Origin of the sequence: Secundilactobacillus malefermentans (assembly GCF_008033155.1) — a bacterium.
Classification (GTDB): domain Bacteria; phylum Bacillota; class Bacilli; order Lactobacillales; family Lactobacillaceae; genus Secundilactobacillus; species Secundilactobacillus malefermentans.
The window spans coordinates 710,008-731,501 of record NZ_CP042371.1 but is presented as its reverse complement, the minus strand read 5'-3'; the positions used below and the strand labels follow the sequence as shown (position 1 = coordinate 731,501).

The window sequence follows — 21,494 nt, the reverse complement described above, 5'->3', positions numbered from 1 at the left end:
TGATGATTAAAAGTGGCTGGAAATTAAGTAAATTTTCGGTCACTATTTTTATGGGTTCATTTTCGTGGGGAAGATAGACAAACCCTTTATCTGCCTTTATACTGGAGGGTATTGGAGCTTTTTTTGAGGGGAGGTCGCTTTATGACTAAAAAGGTACGGTTGGCGATCACCATTTTGATTTTAAGTGAATTTCTCGTGTGTTTGGGAATCAGCTTGGTCATTCCGGTGATGCCATTTTTACGTAATGAATATCACTTTACTGCAACGGATATGGGGGTTATGACGTCCCTGTTTGCGTTTGCCCAGTTTGCCGCTTCTCCAATCATTGGTCGAATTTCTGATCGGGCAGGCCGGAAACCGGTGCTAGTCATTGGACTATTGCTGTATATGGTTTCTGAAATTGTCTTTGCATGGACGAATCAGCTATTATTCTTTAACGTGTCACGAATTATTGGCGGTCTTTCCGCCGCAATGGTTGTCCCAACATCGATGGCAATGGCGGCTGACATTACGACGAAACGTCAGCGAGCAAAAGTCATTGGGTATCTATCGGCCGCATTCAGTGGAGGTCTCATTTTGGGACCTGGGCTGGGTGGTATTCTGGCCAGAATCGACTATAAATTTCCATTCTGGGCGGCAGCTGCTTTGGGATTACTCAGTATGATTTCCCTAGCAATTTTTTTGCCAAAGGAAGAGGATTTAATTCCTAAGGAGCAAATCGCCAAGGAAGTTGGGCCACTGGTTCACCGAGGAAAAATGAAGGATATCCTGACCACGGCTGTCGTGCTTTTGTTTGCGATGATTCTCATTTCTTCATTTGGACTCCAAGGGTTTGAAAGTATTTACAGTTTGTATGTAAACCAAGTCTTCCATTTTACAATGTCGGATATTGCGTTAGTGCTGACGATAAATGGGGTTCTATCACTGATTTTGCAAGTGGTTCTATTTGATCGACTGGTGTTGGCATTTCAGGAAAAACGGGTGATTCGGTATGCGTTTCTGATATCTCTCATTGGGACATTGTGGATTGTGCTCGCTCACAGCAAATGGGAAGTGGTCATCGCGACCCTGTTTGCCTTCACAGCGTTTGACTTGCTGCGCCCTGCGATAACCTCGTTGATTACGAAGATTAGTAGCGGCAATCAAGGGTTCATGAATGGCCTAAACATGTCGCTGACGAGTATCGGAAATATTATTGGACCCATTATGTCGGGTGAATTGTTGGATATGAATCCGCACTATCCGTACGTGGTGGTGGCAGGATTCTTGGCGGTGTCGTTCCTGATGACGTATTTGTTGAGGAATACGGAAGAACGGGTAGGTGCGACAACAGACGATTAGCTTCTGAGCGTAACCTAGATTAGCGAATAATCCTGTACTTGGATTGTTTGCTAATCGTAGTTAGGCGTAGGAAGTTGTCTGTTGGAGCCCGATTACGAAAGCTTTTGTAACAGGTAGAATCCTTTTTAAGGTTCTGCCTTTTTGTATGGAACAAATTAATCTTTAATGATTATTGAAACCAGCATAACTGTCCTGTATCCTAAACTATATAGGAGGGGTCAAAGTGCAAGTTAGCAAGAAAATTTCGACGGTTATTCTGGGGTTAATAGTGTTCATTTGTCTAGTCAACCTGACGGATAAACCTGTTCACGCGTCTTCATATCTAAATGGAAATGATTACGCGAAAAATGCAACAATGCTGGTTAAAGCCAAGCGAAACATGCAGGTATACCAGGTCAAGACTGGAAAGTATGAAGCAGCTAATACTTTTTCAAAATATAGTACCCTGAAAAAGGGTTCCAAGATTTACACAAGTGGCTGGAAAATGGCCACGGGCGGCTACACTATCAGAAGTACGCGCAAATATGTCGCCTCAAATCGAAGCTTCTATATTATCATTACGGATAAGCCAACTAAGTGGTATTCAAAAATCATCACTTGGCATAACGGCACGCCTGGATTTGCGCAGGGATACTGGCACACACAAAACGAAACCTTTTGGATTAACGGGACCCACTATTGGGACCGCATTAGTGGTTGGAACAAAGTTGGTGGCAAGAAGTATCGCTATCCGTACCATGGTATGGAAAAGATGCGGTACTATAAGTATGGGAACCATTACGTCTTGAATGGGGTCTATACCCAAACCGGCAATTATTCAACTTTTAATCTAACAAGATCGGCTAATCATAAAAAATTATTGATAAAGGAATCGGCAACAAGTTACTACACGTTGTTGAGTGGAAATCGGTAACCTTTAGAGCAGAACTTTAAAAAGTTTTGCTCTTTTTTGTTTAACTTGATGTGCGTCAATTTCATATCCTCCTTAAGGCCTTATGATGTAACTATAGAAAGCCAATAGGAGGCAGCAATTATGAAATTTCAACAATATATTGAAAAGCACTCAAATCAAATTACGTTACTCACAGCCATTTTAATTATCGCAGGATATCTCGCAAAGTATGCACTAGGTAGTAACGTTGGCTACGACGTCACATTAGCCGTTGCCTCCATTATCGCCGTTATTCCAATTTTCATTCACGCCTATCAAGCGTTGAAGGTCAAAGTAATCAGCATTGAATTGTTGGTTACCATCGCCGTCATTGGCGCCTTCATTATCGGAGAGTATAACGAATCCGCAATCGTCACCTTCCTGTTCATGTTTGGTGGCTACCTCGAAAAACGAACCCTATCCAAAACACGTGAATCAATCAAATCATTAACCGAAATGGCGCCAACAACCGCATTAGTTGTCCAAGATGACGGCACCACCGAAGAGGTCGATGTTGATGACGTTGACGAGGGAGATGTTGTGCTCGTCAAGACTGGGGCTTCAATCCCAGTCGATGGTAAAATCGTTGAAGGTCACGGATACACGGATGAATCAGCCGTTACCGGTGAATCAAAAGAAATCTCTAAGCAAGTCGACGACAGTGTTTTCTCTGGAACAATTGTCAGTGATGGCTTTCTAAAGGTGGAAGCTACCAAAGTTGGGGATGATACCACTTTTGCTAAGATTATTGAATTAGTCGAAGATGCCCAGGATACAAAATCACACGCCGAAAAATTTATCGACCGTTTCTCAACTTATTACACACCAGCCGTTTTACTTTTAGCAATCATCGTCTTCCTGTTTTCACAAGACTTCAAGCTTGCCATCACGGTTCTAGTGCTTGGTTGCCCAGGTGCTTTGGTCATTGGGGCGCCCGTTTCAAACGTTGCCGGAATTGGGAATGGTGCCAAACGAGGCATCCTCATCAAGGGTGGCGACGCAATGGACACATTCTCCAAAGTTGATACATTTGTCTTTGATAAAACTGGAACGTTAACTAAGGGAAACACAGCCGTTTCAGCCGTTAAGAACTATTCAGACGATTTGGATTCAGTCATTGCTTTGACCGCCAAAGTAGAAACATTATCAGATCATCCACTTGGTCGTGCAATCACAACGTATGCCACAACTAAGAAACTTGAATATAACGCATTACCAATTGCTGATAACGAAACCACCAAGGGCCAAGGAATTGCCGCAAACGTTGACGGCCAAGAGGTTTTGGTTGGTAATCAAAAATTAATGCAAGCGAACAACGTAGCGATGACCGATCAGCAGGTTTCCGATATGAAAGAGCTCCAATCACATGGAAGTTCCGTTGTCCTTGTCGCCGTTAAAAATCAGTTACAATTGATCCTTGGCGTTTCCGACACGATCCGTCCTGAAATTGCCGATGAATTGGCCGCACTTCGTAAAGAAGGGGCTAAGCACTTAGTTATGTTAACCGGTGATAATGCAGCAACTGCCAATTTCGTGGCTGAACAAATCGGAATTGATGAAGTTCATGCAGAATTGATGCCCGAAGATAAAGTTAAATTTGTAAAGCAGTTCCAAAAGGATGGCCGCCGAGTTGCCTTCGTTGGTGACGGAATTAACGATAGCCCTTCGATTGCCACTGCCGACATCGGAATTGCCATGGGAAGTGGAACCGACGTTGCCATTGAAACTTCAGACGTTGTCTTAATGCAATCTAATTTTGCCGCCTTGGTTCATGCTTATGGATTAGCTAAACGAACCGTCTTAAACACCAAAGAAAACATTGTCATCGCAGTTGGCGTGGTTGCCTTCCTGTTCATCGGATTACTTCTTGGCTTCATCTACATGGCTAGTGGGATGTTCGTGCACGAAGCAAGTATCCTAGTCGTTATCTTCAATGCCATGAGATTAATCGGCTTTGGCAAACCAACGGACGAAATTGGCGATGTTGCCCTCGAACCCGCAAAATAAATTTTAAAAAGATTCTGGTTCTTGACTTAAATCAAGTAAATAAACGATAATTCATCATATACTGTATTTGTAGATAAGAAAGAGGAGGAATTAATTATGAAACAAAAAGTAACGTTACAATTAGAAGATCTCACATGCCCATCATGTATGACTAAGATTCAAAGCGCCGTTAGCAACCAAGCTGGCGTTGAGGATACAAAAGTTTTATTTAACGCAAGTAAGGTAAAAGCCGTTATCGATGATGACCAAATTACCGCAGACGATTTAGCTAAAGTTGTAAAAGACTTAGGCTATGATGTTCTAAAGACAAAGGTTAAAGAAGTCGCAACTGCTTAATTAGATAATAATCAGAGAAGAGACCCTTGAATAAGCATTCAAGGATCTCTTCTTTTAATTTATATGAGAGTAGATTGATTCCGTGGTATCACCGGAATTAAGCTACTTTTTATTATTTAAAATGTACTTAGTTGAACGTCCACCACCGACTTTTTCTACTTCTTGTTCTTTGATTAATGCATTCAATTCTCGCTCAATCGTAATTTGACTATAGTTAGGAATTAACCCAACTAATTCACGCTTGGCTAGCGGTTTAAGTTCGCTTCTAAGTGCATCCAAAATAAGGGCTTTTACTGGTACTTTACATGTTTCATCTGGCTTAACTCGTTGTGCCAGTTCACGGTAAGCTTGTAAAATGACGCTCAGAAAATAATTTAAGAATGGTGTATATGAATTTGTATTCTCATTCCAGCCAACCGAGCTATCTTTGAGGGTGTCATAGTAGTTAGTTTTAGTTTTTTCGATTAATGACTCAATACTAATATAGCAGCCAATGCCGTAACCTATTTGATACAGCGTTAGTAACATTAATAAGCGAGACATTCGTCCATTTCCGTCGCGGAATGGGTGAATAGAAACAAAATCAAACACGAATGCTCCGGAAAGCAAAAGGAGGGGAATCTCTTCTTTGTCTACAGCCTTCTGATAGTTATTACATAAATTATCAATTAGCGTTGGTGTAATAAAGGCAGGCGCTGGATTAAACCTTACTTCTGATGTGCCATCAGCAAATGTTGTAATAATTTGATTGTCAATATCCTTGAAGTGACCACCCCAGGTACTCGCGGTGAATTCGAACAGCCGCTTGTGCATTGTTAGAATGGTACTATCTGAGATTGGAATGTAGGCATATTGTTGGTGAATTAAATCTAAGACATCGCGATAGCCAGAAATTTCTTCTTCACTACGATTATGTGGCATAGTCTTTTTTTCTACCAGTTGACGTAGCCGAGTGTTACTGGTGTAAATTCCTTCAATTCGGTTAGATGAATCTGTGCTTTGGATTTTAGCAACTTCAATTAATCGATCAAGCATGGTTGGATTTTGTTGTTGAATATTTTTCAATTGCCCACGTAATTCACCAATTTGACCGATCTTTTTGGCCATCTCAGGTGTAATTATCAGATTATTTAGATTTTCATAGTCAAATTCTTTCATCGTAGAACTCCTTCACCAATATTTTACATCATTTTACGTTAAATGATGCAGAATAGCAACGAAGTAATGATTACGATGTCAATTAAAACCAGGATCCAGTTCAATCCCATTCTACATCAAATTAATATAAATGATGCAGATTACACAGTAAATTTGAATTTATGGTTTGGCAACTACTCAAGGAGAAAGTTAGCCTCAGGAAGTTTTTTCCTGAGAATTTTTATTCAATTTATGTATAATAGTGGCATTTTTAATTATTTATTTGAATTATTATTTTATTTGATGTATATTCTAATCATGTTTTAATTTTACAAGGAAGAAGGAAAGCAGCATGTTCAAAAATGTCATTGTCAGAGTTCCATCACAGACCGTTTCAGAAGGAATCACGAGCGCAAACGAAGGTAAGCCAGATTACCGCAAAGCGTTAGTGCAACATGAAAATTACGTGAGTGCTTTAACGAAGCTGGGTGTGGATGTGACGGTATTAGCGCCACATGATGAATTTCCTGATTCCTGTTTTGTTGAAGATGTGGCCCTGTGTACCAGTAAAGTTGCCATTATTACCCGTCCAGGAGCCCTAACGCGTCGTAAAGAAGCAGAACTTCCGGACATGAAGGAAGCGCTAGAAAAATTCTATCAAAATATTGAGACCATAAAGGAGCCGGGAACGGTAGAGTCTGGGGATATTATGATGGTTGGTGATCATTTTTACATCGGACTTTCCGCTCGGACAAACCAGGCTGGCGCAGATCAAATGATTGCGATCCTTGAGAAATATGGCTTATCTGGTGAGGCAGTTCCGTTAAAAGAGGTTCTACATTTAAAGACCGGCTTATCCTACATTGAGAATAACAATCTGCTCGTTTCCGGTGAGTTTAAAAATGATCCACGTTTTGACACATTTAATAAATTAGAAATCGATCCAGATGAAGCCTATGGTGCCAATTGTATCTGGGTTAATGGAACTGTTATCGTGGCATCCGGTTACCCTAAGATTCAAAAGAAAATTGAAGGTTTAGGCTATCCGGTTTTGAATGTTGATACGTCGGAGTATCGTAAAATTGACGGTGGATTAAGCTGCTTATCACTTCGCTTTTAACTTTATTTCATAAAATGATTTTTTGAATTTGAAATAAGGGAAGGTGACCATATGCAGCAAGCTGAACGAAAAATTGGGTTATTTCCTTTAATCGGGATTATCATGAGTGCCATTATTGGCGCTGGAATCTTTAACCTCATGAAGGAAATGGCCAGCACTGCCTCGGTTGGTGTCACCATTATTGGCTGGATCATTGCAGGCGTGGGGATGGGCTCACTGGCGTTTTGTATGGAGAGTTTGATTGAAAAACGCCCGGATTTAGATGCAGGTATTTTTAGTTACGCGCAAGCTGGATTTGGCGATTACATCGGATTTAACTCGGTTTGGGGCTATTGGTTGTCGGTCATCATCGGCAATGTTGCATTTGGAACACTAATGTTTAGCGCCTTGGCTTACTTTTTCCCAATTTTTGGTAACGGTCAAAATGTTCCGTCAATTATTGGGGCGTCAATCGTTCTCTGGCTGATAAATTATTGCATTACCAGGGGACTTGAGCAGGCGACAATTTTAAATGCCTTAGTCATGATTGCAAAATTAGTTCCCATCATCATCTTCATTGTTTGCATTATTGGCGCATTTCACGCGCAAATATTCTTTCATGATTTTTGGGGAAGCATCGGGTCAAAGGCAGTTCCTGCGACCGGCATTTTGACTCAACTAAAAGGGACTGTTTTATCCACCATGTTTGTTTTTATTGGCGTTGAAGGAGCGGTTGTTTTTTCTGCAAGAGCGAAGAAACGAACGGATGTCGGCAAGGCAACCATTCTAGGATTTGGTGCAGTGACACTAATCTATGTATTGGTGACCGTTTTCTCGTATGGTTTACTGACTCAGAGTCAGTTGAGTAAACTTCCTAATCCTGCGATGGCTTACGTTTTAGCTGATATTATCGGGAAACCGGGAGCCATAATCGTTAATATTGGCGTGATTATCGCAATATTTGGTGCGTGGATGGCAAATACAATGTTGGCTGAAGAGGTTGCTTACCAAGCCGGCAAACAGCAGCTATTTCCTAAAATATTTACAAAGGAAAATAAGCGGGGAATGCCCGTCAATTCAACCTTTATTACAAATTTGATTGTTCAAGGGATGCTGTTTAGTTTCTTTATAACGGATCAGGCGTATTCGTTGTTCATGAAGTTTTCATCGGCCACAATCTTACTTCCCTATACTTGTGTTGTGCTGTTTCAGCTAAAAACTAATTATCAAACTCACGTTAAATTAGTTTCAACAGACATGCTTGTGGGGATCATCGCGACCCTTTATATGTTCTGGTTAATTTATGCTTCAGGTGCCATTTATTTGGTACTCACAATTTTATCCTTGGTACCGGGAACCCTGATGTACATTTACGTCAGAAGAAAAGAATCAGTGCGCGTTTTCAAGCCCTACGAAGTCGTGATATTTGTGATAGCGCTAGGTGTTTTCACATATGGGTTATGGCAAATGTCCGCAATCTTAAAAATGTAGTGTCCTTGAATCTCATGTGATAATTAAGTTGGTGGTGTCCTTTTTAACATAGGCACATTTCTTTATCCTTAAAAATACCTTTGTTAGACTGGAATTAAGGTAATAGTTAGCCCACAGAAGCCACTACTTAAGGAGGCACCGCCATGAGAACCTATCATAAAATTTTAGTTGGAATTGACGGCTCACCCCAAGCAGAAAATGCATTGGATACTGCAATCGACATTGGCAGGAAGAATGGTTCAAGCTTATTATTAGTTACCGTACAGGCTGATACCCAATTTGGACCAGTCATGGCTGGAGGCGCCGGAATGGGCGCACCAATTATGGTTGAAGAGAAGAAACGGGCAGATGACCGGACTAAGGAATTAATGCGCGGCTATACACAAAAAGTGATAGCGGCTGGATTGCCAGTTGATACAAAGGTTTACTATGGCAATTCAAAGGTGGAATTAGCTAAAACAATTCCGCAAAAGGAAAGCATTGATTTAATTGTGATGGGGTCAACTGGGCTCAATAAGTTAGAAAGAGCCGTGATTGGGTCAAACACAACGTACGTGGTTGCAAATGCAAAGTGTGACGTGTTAGTTGTGCATGATCCAGAGGATGTAGATTAAAGTTTTAAATAGTGAATAGAAAAAAAAGAAGCCGAAATCAGTTGATTTCGGCTTCTTTTCATTACATCACATATACCTTTGATTCATAAGGCCTCAGCGTCTCTCCCTCGTCATCGTTATAGTTTCCGATAACCAGGTGATCCGCCTTCGTTTGGCCGTAATCACGGTTGACCTCATGGTTGCTGAAGTTGCTCATGACTAGTAGCGTTTGCCCGTTATAGTGGCGTTTGTATGAGAATACGTCCTTATCGTCAACGGCAACTTCTTCGTAATCACCATAAACGATTAAATCACTCTTGTGGCGTAACGCAATTAATTTTTGATAGTAGTAGAAGACTGAATGTTGATCTGCCAAAGCATCCTTTGCGTTGATTTCAGGGTAGTTTGGATTGAGGTCAAACCACGGTGTTGCGGTTGAGAAGCCTGCGTTAGCGGATTCATCCCACTGCATCGGTGTTCGCGCATTGTCCCGCGACATGTTGGATAAGTACTTGAGCATCGTGTCGCCTGGCAAGAGCTTTTCTTGGTCGACGTATTCGTGGTACGCATTGATTGACTCCAAATCCTCGTATTGTGAAAGCTTCTGGTAATGAACGTTGGTCATACCAAGTTCCTCGCCCTCATAAACGTAAGGGGTCCCTTGCATCATGTGCAGCGTTGTTCCCAACATTTTAGCGGCGAGAACGCGGTACTTAGGGTCGTCCGTGGCAAATCGGGAAACGGCGCGTGGCTGGTCATGGTTGTTCCAGTAGAGGCTATTCCAACCTTTCCCATTAAGGGCGACTTCCCAGCGTGAGAGGGCGTTCTTTAAATCGCTAAGTGGAATTGGTTGATCGTTCCATTTGCCCAAACGCTTATCAGGATTACCCGCCAAACTGACGTGCTGGAATTGGAAGATCATGTTCAGCTCATTTGTGTCAAATCCGGTGTACTCCGTGGCATCTTGTGGTGTTGATCCAGGCATTTCACCAACGGTCATGATGTCGTCGTATTTCGAAAGCACTTTACGATTCATTTCCTGCAAGAATTCATTCAAACGATAGCCATCAGAAACGAATGGTTCAACGTTTGCATACTTGGCATGTTCTGGATTTGGAGCGTCAGGAAGGCCTTCAGGTTTCGAAATCAGATTAATAACGTCCATTCGGAAGCCATTAACACCCTTGTCTAACCAGAAACGCATGACGTCAAAGACCGTTTCGCGAACTTCTGGATTTTCCCAATTTAAATCGGGTTGACCTGGCGCAAATAAGTGCAAGTAGTATTGCTTGCGATTTTCATCATACGTCCAAGCTGGGCCGTTGAAGTAGGAGCCCCAGTTGTTGGGCTCATGTCCGTCAACGGGATCACGCCAAACGTAATAATCACTGTATTTATTGTCGCGTGATTTGCGGCTTTCTTTGAACCACTCGTTTTGATCTGAAGTGTGGTTCACAACTAGATCCATTAAAATTTTTAAGCCTAATTTATGGGCGGTTGCGAGCAACTCGTCGAAGTCGGCCATTGTGCCATAAGCGGGTTGGATTGATTTATAATCCGCAATATCGTAGCCGTTATCTTTGTCGGGAGATTTGTAAATTGGATTCAACCAGATGACGTCGGCTCCTAATTTCTTAATGTATGGAAGTCGTTGCGTTAGACCTGGTAAATCACCAATCCCATCGCCATTACTATCTTGATAACTTCGTGGGTAAACCTGATAAACAACTGCATGTTTCCACCAATCTTTTGATTGAGCCATCATTAATTCCTCCTAAATTTTAACTTCAATAACATTTTTATTTTCGTGAATAATACCAACTGATAAGGCGCCGATTAACATCACAACGCCACCAACGAAGATCATGCCGGGCATTGATTTTCCGATAAGTGGGAAAATGAAGAAGCTGCAAAGCGAGGCAATAATTTGAGGTAGGCAAATGGCGCAGTTGAAGAGTCCGAGGTAAGCACCCTCGTTTTGACCGTTTAACTCTTCGGTAAAGATTGAAAATGGTTGGGTCTGCATTGCCAAATAAGCGATACCAATCATGCTAAATGGAATGATAAGCAATAGCTGTGAGTGGACGAAGAAGACGCCGATAAAGCCAAAACCGCCGATTACAAGTCCGAGCCGATACCAGAATTTTCGGTGAGTTGGGCTTGTGTGTGATTGAACCAGGAAGCCCCAAATAACGGCGGCTAATGACTCAACACAGGTCATAATTCCGAACCAGTTACCAGCATCTTGATAACCTGCTGAAGCAGGATTTGATGTATTCCAAACGTTAGCGGCAATTGCACCGGTTCCGTATGTCCAAAGGTACTGAATTGCAAACCAGGCAAATAGCTGAACTAACGCAATTTCCCAGAAGGAACGGGGGCGCCTTGAGTAATAATTTCCAAAGACTTTCAGATTTTTTCTTGGGTTGTTTTTTGAGATGATGATATTCTGCGTAGGTATCTGGATCGTATTCGTGAACTGACGCAATCGTGTAAATGGCGGTTCCTAATAGAAGGGCAGCGCCAATGTAAAAGGCCAATTTAACGGAAAGTGGAACGGATCCTTTTGGTGCGACGTTTGCAATCCCAATACTCGTTAGTAAGAATGGGAGTAAGGTTGCAAGTACCCCGCCAAGGTTGGCGAAGGATTGTTGCCATGACCAGGCAAGATCCTTTTGATCCTCATTGACCATGTCCCCGATAACCATCTTAAATGGTTGCATGCAGACGTTTGATGACAAGTCCATGAAGAGGATGGCAATGGCACCAAACAGCAGTGCGGCAACCGAGGCATACCCAAAGCCGAATGATCCCGCGTTGGGCAGAAGAACCATGACGAGTGCTGCCACGGGTGCACCGATGATGAGGTATGGCATTCGACGCCCGAAGTGGTTCCAGGTTTTGTCGGAATACTTACCAATCAACGGTTGAACAACCATTCCGGCAAGCGGTGGCAAAATGAAGAAGAAGCCAAGCTTGGTTGGGTCAGCACCAATCGTTTGGAAAATCCGACCCATTTGCGATGATTGAAGCGAAAACGCCATGTTGACGCCGAAATAACCAAATGTCATGGCAAAAAGGGTTAGTAAAGGTAGTTTTGGCAGTGAATCATTAGAAGCTTCCATGAAACATTCCCCCTAGGAATTAGATTTAAAATAATAGCAATGAATAAATGAGTTATTGTTCGTTTACAAAATCGAGTATAGGTCAAAAAGAAAACGTTTGCAATAGCTATATAGCAGCAACACAAACGTTTAATGTTTCACAAAATGCCTTGATAGTGATAATATCAGGATGTTCAGGAATTTTTGCTATAATAAAAATAAGTTAGAGGGAGGCCAGCAATTATGACGGTCACAATCAAAGATGTTGCACAAGCGGCAGGGGTTTCAATTACAACCGTTTCCCGAGTTTTATCGAATAAGGGATCGTTCTATTCTGAAAAAACGGCTCGTAAAGTCAAGAAAACTGCAGAGAAGCTGGGATATCAAAAAAACACGGCAGCTGCCGAATTAGCGACTCAGAAAAGTAAGGCAATTGGGGTTGTCATCAACTCAACGCAAACGAACTTTTCGAATAGCATTATCGAAGGCATTCAACAGGAAGCCAATGAACACGATCTTAGCGCCATTATTGTGTATGCAGGGGTCGGGGATGCACAAATGCAGCACCGGGCCATTCAAACCGTGATTGAACGGTCGGTAAAAGGCATTCTACTTCTTTCTGTCGATGTTTCAACCGATGATTTGGCGCTTTTAAACCAGGCCCAAATTCCATATATTTCATTATCACAGGCATTTACTGACGAGCAAATCTCATACATATCATCCAATGATTTAGAGATTGGATATCAAGCAACCAGCTATTTGTTAAATAAGGGTCACCGAAAAATTGGATTGGCCGGAATTGACGTTCAAAAGAATGCGATGACGGGCCGAAATCGTTTGGCAGGATATGAAAAAGCGCTGGCAGAGGCTGGCATTAAGCCCCTTAAAAAATGGATTCAGTATGGGGATTACAGTTATGACGCCGGGATTGATGCTATGAAGAAGTTTGGCGAACATTCCGGAATGACGGCTGTGGTCGCTGCGAGTGATATGGTTGGCATCGGTCTTCTGAATCAGGCACATGATTATGGAATCGCTGTGCCAGACGACCTTTCAATCATTAGTATTGATGGCACCGACCTATGCAAAATTGTTCAGCCACAGTTGACCAGTGTTACCCAGGCTTTCTTTGAAATGGGGGTTGAAGGCGTCAGGGCACTCGAAAGCGGTAGGACGACCAAGTTTACGTCAATTAAGATTGAAGAACGAGGCAGCGTGAAACCAATGTAAGTTGGAAAGCAAAAAATTAAAAAAAGAAATTCTGGCTTCTAATTCACCAAAAGGACTGAGATCATTGGATCTCAGTCCTTTTTTGTTAAATATAAAATTGTTCGTGTTTTTAAACATCTTGAGTATATTAAAACTTATACAACTCATAAATAATTATAAAACACGAACTATTTAAAATAATAAATAATAAATGTATTGATTTTATAAAATTTAAGTGGTTATAATTAGGTATCAAATCTATTGGAGGTTACTCATGAACAAAAAGGCAGTCGTGGTTCTTTCAGCAGCATTATTCTTAATTGGTGGCGTGTTAACGGGTTGTGGTAACAGTTCTTCTAGTAAAAGGAATTCTCATACAGCTGCATTGGTGACAGATGGTGGCGGAATTGATGATAAATCATTTAATCAATCCGCCTGGACGGGTTTGAAAGCCTGGGGTAAAAGTCACGATTTAACCAAGGGTGTCAATGGGTTTAACTACGCGGAGTCTAGTTCTAATTCAGACTTCACGCCAAACATTAACAAGTTGATTAAAGCGAACTACAAAACAATCTTTGGAATTGGCTATAACTTAGATAATGCAATTAGTGATGCCGCAAAAGATAATTCTAAAGTCAATTTCGCAATTATTGACTCTGTTGTTAAGAACCGGAAGAACGTTGCTTCAGTAACCTTCAAGACCGAACAATCTTCCTTCTTAGCTGGTGTGGCAGCAGCAGAAACGACTAAAACAAATAAAGTTGGTTTTGTTGGTGGCGTTAAGAGCTCACTTATTAAAACTTTTCAGGCCGGCTTTCAACAAGGCGTAAAGGCTGTTAATCCAAAAATTAAGGTTGATGTTAAATATGCCGGCTCATTTACAAAAGCAGATGTCGGTCAGTCATTAGCAACCGCTATGTACAATAATGGCGAAGATGTTATCTATCATGCAGCTGGTGGTACTGGTGCTGGTGTGTTTACGGCAGCCAAGAATGCCTCAAAGAGCGGCAATAAAGTCTGGGTCATTGGTGTTGATCAAGATCAAAAGGCTGACGGTAAGTATTCAGGCGGTAACGTCACGTTAGCTTCATCTGTCAAAGAGGTAGGAACTGCAGTTGAAGACCTATCCAATGATGCAATGAAGAACAAGTTCCCTGGTGGCAAAACCCTTTCATATGATCTGAAGGATGATGGTGTTTCATTAGTTAATGACAATATGAGTAAATCCGCATGGAAGATTGTTCAGAGCTACCAAAAGAAAATTGAAAATGGATCAATCAAAGTATCTGCAGAATAAAAATAGGTTCGATTCGCAATTAGGTGGGGTATGATACTTCACCTTTTTACATATCAATAACGAGGTAGATTATGGCTGAAGTAGTGAAAATGAACCACATTACAAAACAATTTGGTAATTTTAAAGCAAATGACGACATTTCGTTAACTCTGCACAATGGTGAAATATTAGCGTTACTAGGTGAAAATGGCGCTGGAAAATCAACTATTATGAACGTTTTATCTGGGCTATTACAGCCAACGACGGGAACAATTGAGATTAACGGTGTAATTACCAAATTGACGGGACCCAGACAGGCAAAACGACTCGGTATTGGCATGGTGCATCAACATTTTATGCTTATTCCAGCATTTACGGTTTTAGAGAACATTATTTTGGGTGATGAACCGACTAAGCTTGGTCAAATTAACTATAAAAAGGCACGGATCGCCGTTGAGTCGCTCGTTAAAAAATACAGTTTGAATTTGGATTTAAATGCCAAGGTTGAAACTATTTCGGTCGGGATGCAACAACGAGTCGAAATTGTGAAAGCCTTGTACCGACAGGCAACGGTGCTTATTTTTGATGAACCAACTGCTGCATTGACGCCACAAGAAATTGATGAGCTATTTGTGATTTTTAAGCAACTAGTTAAAGAAAATAAAGCCATCATTTTTATTACGCACAAACTTGGAGAAATAAAAAAAGTTGCGGATAACTGCGTCGTCATTCGAGCGGGAAAAGTCATTAAGAAACTACCAGTTGAAAATGTGTCCGAAAATGAGTTAGCGGAATTAATGGTTGGACATCCAATGAATGACCAACTGAATCGGTCGGAAACGGCACCAACAATGCCGGTTTTGGAAGTCAGCGGACTAACAGTCAAACGTGACCAGCGAATTAAGGTGAAAGATCTCAATTTGACGGTTCGAGCGGGTGAAATTGTCGGAATTGCTGGTGTAGACGGGAACGGCCAAACTGAATTAATCGATGCCATTTCTGGGCTCGTTAAAATCCAGTCCGGAAAAATTAAAATTGCGGGGAAAGAAGTGACCCATCAATCTCCACGCAAAATTAACGAGAGTGGTTTAGGAGTTATCCCGGAAGATCGCCAGAATGTGGGCCTAATCCTGCCGCTCACTTTGGCAGAAAATTTAACGTTAAAAATGTATTATCAAGCTCGATACAATCGACACGGATTGTTGAACTATCAAAAAATTAATCAGCATGCTGTCCAATTAATCAAAGATTTTGATATTCGATCGCAATCCGAATTAGAATCTGCAGGAGAATTATCAGGTGGAAATCAGCAAAAAGTAATTATTGCCCGTGAGTTAGCAGGTAATCCGAAAGTCTTAATTGCAGCCAATCCGACTCGTGGTGTCGATGTGGGGGCAATTGAGTACATCCACCAGCAATTAATGGATCACCGAAACCAAGGTGGTGGCATTTTGCTCGTTAGTTTTGAATTAGATGAAATTTTGCGATTAGCGGACCGGGTGTTAGTGATGCATAATGGCGAAATCACTGGCGAAATTGATCCGCGAAGCACGACTAGTCAAGAACTCGGCCTATTAATGGCGGGTCAGCACCAAACAGTAGGAGGCGAATAGAATGGTGAAACAAAAGTATTCAGGCTTAATAGTGTCGCTAAGTGCTGTTTTAGCGGGACTGATTGTGGGTGGTATCATCATGCTCGTTTTTGGCTATTCACCTCTGCAAAATTATGGCAATTTACTGAATGGGGCATTTGGTGATATCTATTCAATCGGTGAAACGCTGCGTAATGCAGCACCATTAATGCTAACGGGTCTTGGGTTTTCAATAGCTAGTCGCGCTGGTTTCTTTAATATTGGTGGCTCCGGTCAATATTTAGTGGGTTGGTTTGGTTCGATTATTTTTGCACTAAAATTTAGTTTCCTGCCAGGCTGGCTGCTAATTATTGGTGCGTTAATTGCTGGATCACTTTTAGGCGGTATTTGGTCTTGGATTGCTGGTTTTTTACGAGCTTACTTTGGGACCAGTGAAGTTATTACAACAATCATGCTGAACTATATTGCACTCTATTTTGTGAACTTTGCCGTTAAGCAATGGTTTGCCGCTAAGGGGGCAGATGCCTCCGCAAATATTTTAAAAAAGGCCAGTTTACGAGTTTCTTGGCTAACAAAATTGACTGATAATTCAACTTTTAATATGGGATTTTTAATCGCCTTAATTTTTATCGTAATTATGTGGGTGTATATGACCAAAACCAAGTCTGGATTTGAGATTAATTCGGTCGGGCTAAATCCACAGGCATCTAAATATGCTGGGATTGATACAAAGAAAACGATTATGATTGCAATGCTGCTATCCGGGGTTCTAGCCGGTTTGGCGGGCTGTATTGACGGCCTCGGAAACTATCAAAACATTTCAGTTTCCAACAGTTTGCCGAATATTGGATTTGATGGGATGGCCGTTGCGTTGTTGGCAAATGAGCATCCGATTGGGATTGTTTTTGCCTCAATCTTATTTTCAGCATTACAAATTGGTGGACTTAGCATTTCAGTCTATTCGACCACTCCACCAGAAATCGTGGACATCGTGATTGCGTCAATTATCTTCTTCGTTGGAATTCGTTACTTATTTGAGCGTTTAATCGCCCCAATGCTACAAAAGAAGGGAGTGAAAAATTAATGAGTACATCAATGGTTCTAATGACGATTTTTTCAACGACGTTAGTTTATGCTGCACCATTAATTTTCACCGCAATCGGTGGTGCCTTTTCAGAACATAGTGGGATTATCAATGTTGGGCTAGAGGGAATAATGATTGTTGGAGCGTTCAGTGCGACAGTCTTTAACCTGACGTTTGTTTCCGTGTTTGGTGCTGCGACTCCATGGATTTCATTAGTTATTGGCGGACTCGTTGGAATTGTGTTTACACTGCTACATGCGGTCGCCACAATTACCCTAAGAGCTAACCACATTATTAGTGGGACGGTGTTAAATTTGCTGGCGCCAGCGCTGTGTGTGTTTTTGACGAGAATTTTTTACAGCGGTAAGGGACAAACGCCAATTATCGATCAAAGTATTGGGAATTTTACGTTCCCAGGTTTAGACAAAATTCCCATTCTGGGACCAATTTTATTTACGAAGACGTCTTTAGTTGCTTATCTAGCAGTCGTTTTTGGTGGCTTAAGTTGGTATTTACTCTACAAAACGAATACCGGGCTTCGACTTCGAGCAGTTGGTGAGAATCCCGCTGCGGCAGATACGCTTGGAATCAATGTGAGCTGGTATCGCTATTTGGGCGTTATGATTTCTGGATTATTGGGTGGCATTGGCGGTGCTGTCATGTCACAGTCGATTACGTTGAACTTTAGTGCCTCGACTATTTCAGGGCAGGGATTTATGGCACTAGCAGCCATGATTTTTGGCAAATGGCATCCAATGGGCGCAACCGGCGCAGCAATTTTCTTTGGTTTAGCGCAAAGTCTCCCAATTATTAGTGGGTACATTCCGGGATTGAAAAATATTAATGATGTGTGGTTCCAAATTGCACCATACGTGATTACCATTGTTGTTTTGGTAATTTTTCTTGGTAAGGCCGTCGCTCCGGCTGCCGATGGTGTTAATTACGTTAAGGGTGATTCATAGAAATAAGGTTAACGAATTTTATATAACAAAAAAGCTGAAGCATCCTGGTTGAGTCAATCAAACCAAGATACTTCAGCTTTATTAGTTGTTTAGTTTAATAATGGATCGTTCTTAATAAGCAAACTTAGTAAGTTGCGCATTTCCAAACGGCGTTTCTTTGGGGGAATGAACATGCGGGCCTGTTCTGAATCAAAGCCAGACATTAATTTATCATTCTCCATCAAAATGGGACTCTTTAAAATCCCTTGATTTTCCTTAATCAATTTAACGACACCATTAAATGAGAGCTTACTCAAAGCGACGTGCAAGTTTTGCATGATTTTTGAGCGCTTTGAAATAATCTGGTCAGTACCTTCTTCAGAAAGGTGCATGATATGAGTAATTTCTTCTTCATCCAAAGGCTTGAAATTAATGTTTCGAGTTTCGTATTGAATTTCGTTGTCATCTAGCCACTTTAAGGCTTTCCGCTTGGATGGCGTATTTGCATTGTAGTAAAACTTCAACATTGAGCACCACTCCATTTCTAGTTATTCATTAAGTTTGAAGTTAGGATAAATTGTATAACTAATTGCCACATAATCCAATTATTTTGTCAGATAATTACGGAAAATTAGTAATTTTATTTTCTATTAGAAAAAAAGCCGTGGCTCACAGTCCGCGACTTCCTAAACTTCATAAATTAATAACTATTCTGCATCGTAAGCTTCTTGGAACAACTTAACGATTTCTTCTTTAGTACCCTTACGTGGGTTCGAAGGAGCGTTACCATCTTTCAAAGCATTCTCAGCCATCAATTCAAAGTCTTCTGGCTTTGCACCGATTGCTTTGATACTACGAGGGATGTTAACGTCATCACACATCTGACGCATTGCCTTAATTGAAAGGTCAGCAGCATCGCGAACTGAAAGTCCTTCAGTGTTTTCACCCATGATTTCAGCTAATTCAGCAAAACGTTCTGGGCAAGCAACGATGTTGTACTTTTCAACGATTGGTAACAAGATTGCACAGCACTCACCATGAGGTGCATCGTATTGGCCACCGAGTTGGTGAGCCATGGCATGAACGTAACCTAAGTCAGCGTTATTGAAGGCCATACCACCGAGCATTTCAGCTTCAACCATCTTAGTACGAGCTTCAACGTTGTGGCCGTTAGCAACGACTTCACGAAGACTCTCTTCAACTAATTTGATAGCTTGTATACATTGACCGTCTGTAATGTCGTTTCGGTTGGTTGAAACGTATGGTTCGATTGCTTGTACAAAGGTATCCATACCTGTAGCAGCAGTCATACCCCTAGGAACGTCAAGTTCTAGCATTGGGTCATTGAATGAGACCAATGGAACGTTACGCCATGAAACAACAACGAACTTAAGTTTCGTTTCAGTATTAGTGATAACACAGTGACGGGTAAGCTCTGAAGCAGTACCGGCAGTGGTGTTAACGGCCATCAAAGGTGGTAGTGGATTTTCAAGGGTTTCAATTCCGGCTAACTTAGTGATGTCATCACCATTAGTCAAAATGATACCAGTTCCTTTACCACAGTCATGAGCTGAACCACCACCAACAGTGATGATACTGTCACAACCTTCAGCTAAATAAAGTTTCTTAGCTTCTTGAATGTTATGAACTTTAGGGTTGGGTTCAACGCCATCATAAACAACGTAATCCACGCCGGCACCTTTTAATGAAGCCAAGGTTTGGTCAACAGGACCATTTTCAAGTGATTCAATTCCTTTGTCAGTTACGATCAAAGGCTTCTTCATGTTAAGCATCTTGGCCCGATCGCCAACTTTTTTAATAACACCAGCACCAAAAAAGTTAACACTAGGCATTAAAAAGTCAAAATTTTCCTTCATAACGGAAATCCTCCTCTGAATTTGTTTACATTTTCACTATAAACTCATCTGGTTTTTTTGTAAATGCTTTCATTTACTTTAAATCGACACAATTTCGTGAAAACTGTCTTACATTAGTAACTACGGGAAATATTTTGAAAATAATTTTTTCACAATGAAAGAATTTTATAAAGGTATAGGGCCTTAAGTAATTGTGTAAGCGATGAAAGAATGAATTTGGACAAGACGGCCGGCGTACTTGAGATTAAAATGGCCGACCTACCTGAATTTGTCGGTAAATGGGAGGGATTTCGTGGTAAACTTCAGATGGAGAAACTTACCAATAAATGAAAAAGGAAACGCTCATGATTACAATAAAAGATATTGCGCGTCGAGCTGGTGTCTCAGTCTCAACCGCCTCACGTGCGCTAAATAATAATTCAAGAATCAGCCTTAAAACGCGGGAGCGAATTCAAAAACTCGCTAAGGATCTTGATTATCTGCCAAATTATACTGCTAAGAACCTGACTCGCGGTGAAGCAAACGTCGTCGGAGTTATTTTTCCAACGGCGGAAAGTTCCTCACCGGAGAATCCGTTCTATATTGATATGCTCCGAGGCATCAATCAGTCGCTGGTCGCTCGTCACTATGTTTTATCAATTGCGATTGGGAGTCGGGTGGAAGAGGTTCTTGCTAACGTGACGGCCATGGTTCAACAGGCAAAGGTCAAACGGTTCGTTCTACTATATACGGATGAGAATGATCCGGTCGTTGACTATTTGCGTCGCGAAAATTTGGACTTTGTGGTTATTGGTCAGCCAATTGGAGATTTGACGGATCGATATGTCGATAACGACAATGTTCAGGCTGGGCGAGATGCCACAATGGCAATTCTTCAAAACGGTGGGGTTCGAAACCCGCTATTTGTTGAATCCGAATATGAGTGGCAATACGAGCGAAATCGCCGAATGGGCTACGAAAAAGCGATGGCGGAGGTTCAATTAGAACCGCTAGTATTTAAATTACCAAAACGCGTTTCTGAAACAGCAGTCGAGGTATTTTTGAATCAACACCAAGAGGTCGATGCGGTAATTGCAACCGACGATGTTGGCTTGCTGCGGTTTAATCGGGTTTGGAGCAAAATTCGACACACAAAGAAAATTCCGATGATGAGTTTCAATAAGAGTGAGCTATTAGCGTTAATCGACCAAGATGTCCGTATGGTTGATATGCGGCCGGAAATGCTGGGTAGTCGCGCGGTGGAATTGTTATTTACGGATCGAAATGTTCAAAAATTAATTGTGCAGTACGAGTTGTGAGCAACAACTTTTTTTTATTTTATTTTTGTGCAAACGGTTGCACAAATTATGAAAGCGGTTTATAATTCATTTTGTTAAGAAAAATGGGTTCACATAACCCAAATAAACAGGGAGTGACAAATCATGGAAAATGATTCAGCACAAGGTAACACGGCTACAACGCCAAAAACCAAGC

The 21,494-nt window shown here is 41.4% G+C and carries 17 protein-coding genes and 1 pseudogene; 13 read left to right on the top strand and 5 right to left on the bottom strand.

Going from position 1 to position 21,494, the window contains the following annotated elements; translation table 11 throughout:
- Positions 1-141 precede the first annotated feature (141 nt).
- The 4 genes from FGL90_RS03590 (at position 142) to FGL90_RS03575 (ending at position 4,615) form a co-directional block, all read left to right on the top strand.
- Positions 142-1,341: an MFS transporter gene (locus FGL90_RS03590; RefSeq protein WP_010619253.1), complete on the top strand. Its 1,200-nt coding sequence runs from the start codon at positions 142-144 to the stop codon at positions 1,339-1,341.
- A 223-nt stretch (positions 1,342-1,564) separates the two neighbouring features.
- Entirely contained in the window at positions 1,565-2,254 is a 690-nt protein-coding gene (locus tag FGL90_RS03585) for a hypothetical protein (RefSeq protein WP_010619254.1), read from the top strand.
- 120 nt (positions 2,255-2,374) lie between these two features.
- Complete coding sequence (locus FGL90_RS03580; RefSeq protein WP_010619255.1) at positions 2,375-4,279, top strand: heavy metal translocating P-type ATPase; 1,905 nt, start codon at positions 2,375-2,377, stop codon at positions 4,277-4,279.
- A 96-nt stretch (positions 4,280-4,375) separates the two neighbouring features.
- Complete coding sequence (locus tag FGL90_RS03575) at positions 4,376-4,615, top strand: heavy-metal-associated domain-containing protein (RefSeq protein ID WP_010619256.1); 240 nt, start codon at positions 4,376-4,378, stop codon at positions 4,613-4,615.
- A 102-nt stretch (positions 4,616-4,717) separates the two neighbouring features.
- Here the strand turns inward: FGL90_RS03575 and FGL90_RS03570 are convergent, their stop codons facing one another.
- Positions 4,718-5,773, bottom strand: coding sequence for a Fic family protein (locus tag FGL90_RS03570; RefSeq protein ID WP_010619257.1), 1,056 nt, complete (start codon positions 5,771-5,773; stop codon positions 4,718-4,720).
- A 331-nt stretch (positions 5,774-6,104) separates the two neighbouring features.
- On the opposite strand from FGL90_RS03570, the gene FGL90_RS03565 reads away from it, so the two are divergent.
- From FGL90_RS03565 to FGL90_RS03555, 3 genes are all read left to right on the top strand, one after another.
- Positions 6,105-6,872, top strand: a complete 768-nt coding sequence (locus FGL90_RS03565) for a dimethylarginine dimethylaminohydrolase family protein (protein ID WP_147656903.1) — start codon at positions 6,105-6,107, stop codon at positions 6,870-6,872.
- Between the two features lie 51 nt (positions 6,873-6,923).
- Positions 6,924-8,342 carry a basic amino acid/polyamine antiporter gene (locus FGL90_RS03560; RefSeq protein ID WP_010619259.1) on the top strand — a complete coding sequence of 473 codons (1,419 nt, stop codon included), beginning with the start codon at positions 6,924-6,926 and terminating at the stop codon, positions 8,340-8,342.
- Between the two features lie 143 nt (positions 8,343-8,485).
- Positions 8,486-8,956 carry a universal stress protein gene (locus FGL90_RS03555; protein ID WP_010619260.1) on the top strand — a complete coding sequence of 157 codons (471 nt, stop codon included), beginning with the start codon at positions 8,486-8,488 and terminating at the stop codon, positions 8,954-8,956.
- Between the two features lie 61 nt (positions 8,957-9,017).
- Here FGL90_RS03555 and FGL90_RS03550 read toward each other — a convergent pair whose 3' ends face one another.
- Together FGL90_RS03550 and FGL90_RS03545 are read right to left on the bottom strand one after the other, a co-directional pair.
- On the bottom strand, positions 9,018-10,697 hold the full coding sequence (locus FGL90_RS03550) for a glycoside hydrolase family 13 protein (protein WP_147656901.1): 1,680 nt from the start codon (positions 10,695-10,697) through the stop codon (positions 9,018-9,020).
- 12 nt (positions 10,698-10,709) lie between these two features.
- A pseudogene (locus FGL90_RS03545) lies at positions 10,710-12,060 on the bottom strand (SLC45 family MFS transporter).
- A 222-nt stretch (positions 12,061-12,282) separates the two neighbouring features.
- Between FGL90_RS03545 and FGL90_RS03540 the strand changes: the two are divergent.
- From FGL90_RS03540 to FGL90_RS03520, 5 genes are all read left to right on the top strand, one after another.
- The gene (locus FGL90_RS03540; protein ID WP_010619263.1) at positions 12,283-13,272 is read left to right on the top strand and encodes a LacI family DNA-binding transcriptional regulator; all 990 of its coding nucleotides are present in this window, start codon (positions 12,283-12,285) and stop codon (positions 13,270-13,272) included.
- A 253-nt stretch (positions 13,273-13,525) separates the two neighbouring features.
- A complete protein-coding gene (locus tag FGL90_RS03535) occupies positions 13,526-14,548 on the top strand; it encodes a BMP family lipoprotein (RefSeq protein ID WP_010619264.1) in 1,023 nt (340 codons plus the stop codon).
- Between the two features lie 71 nt (positions 14,549-14,619).
- A complete protein-coding gene (locus FGL90_RS03530; RefSeq protein WP_010619265.1) occupies positions 14,620-16,140 on the top strand; it encodes an ABC transporter ATP-binding protein in 1,521 nt (506 codons plus the stop codon).
- A 1-nt stretch (position 16,141) separates the two neighbouring features.
- A complete protein-coding gene (locus tag FGL90_RS03525; protein WP_010619266.1) occupies positions 16,142-17,203 on the top strand; it encodes an ABC transporter permease in 1,062 nt (353 codons plus the stop codon).
- Positions 17,203-18,165 carry an ABC transporter permease gene (locus FGL90_RS03520; RefSeq protein ID WP_010619267.1) on the top strand — a complete coding sequence of 321 codons (963 nt, stop codon included), beginning with the start codon at positions 17,203-17,205 and terminating at the stop codon, positions 18,163-18,165. Before FGL90_RS03525 ends, FGL90_RS03520 begins: the two co-directional genes overlap by 1 nt.
- Positions 18,166-18,254: 89 nt before the next feature.
- Here FGL90_RS03520 and FGL90_RS03515 read toward each other — a convergent pair whose 3' ends face one another.
- Both FGL90_RS03515 and FGL90_RS03510 read right to left on the bottom strand, forming a co-directional pair.
- Entirely contained in the window at positions 18,255-18,671 is a 417-nt protein-coding gene (locus FGL90_RS03515) for a Spx/MgsR family RNA polymerase-binding regulatory protein (protein ID WP_010619268.1), read from the bottom strand.
- A gap of 180 nt (positions 18,672-18,851) precedes the next feature.
- Positions 18,852-20,021: an iron-containing alcohol dehydrogenase gene (locus FGL90_RS03510; RefSeq protein WP_010619269.1), complete on the bottom strand. Its 1,170-nt coding sequence runs from the start codon at positions 20,019-20,021 to the stop codon at positions 18,852-18,854.
- 344 nt (positions 20,022-20,365) lie between these two features.
- Between FGL90_RS03510 and FGL90_RS03505 the strand changes: the two genes are divergently transcribed.
- Positions 20,366-21,319 carry a LacI family DNA-binding transcriptional regulator gene (locus FGL90_RS03505; RefSeq protein ID WP_147656899.1) on the top strand — a complete coding sequence of 318 codons (954 nt, stop codon included), beginning with the start codon at positions 20,366-20,368 and terminating at the stop codon, positions 21,317-21,319.
- Positions 21,320-21,494 lie beyond the last annotated feature (175 nt).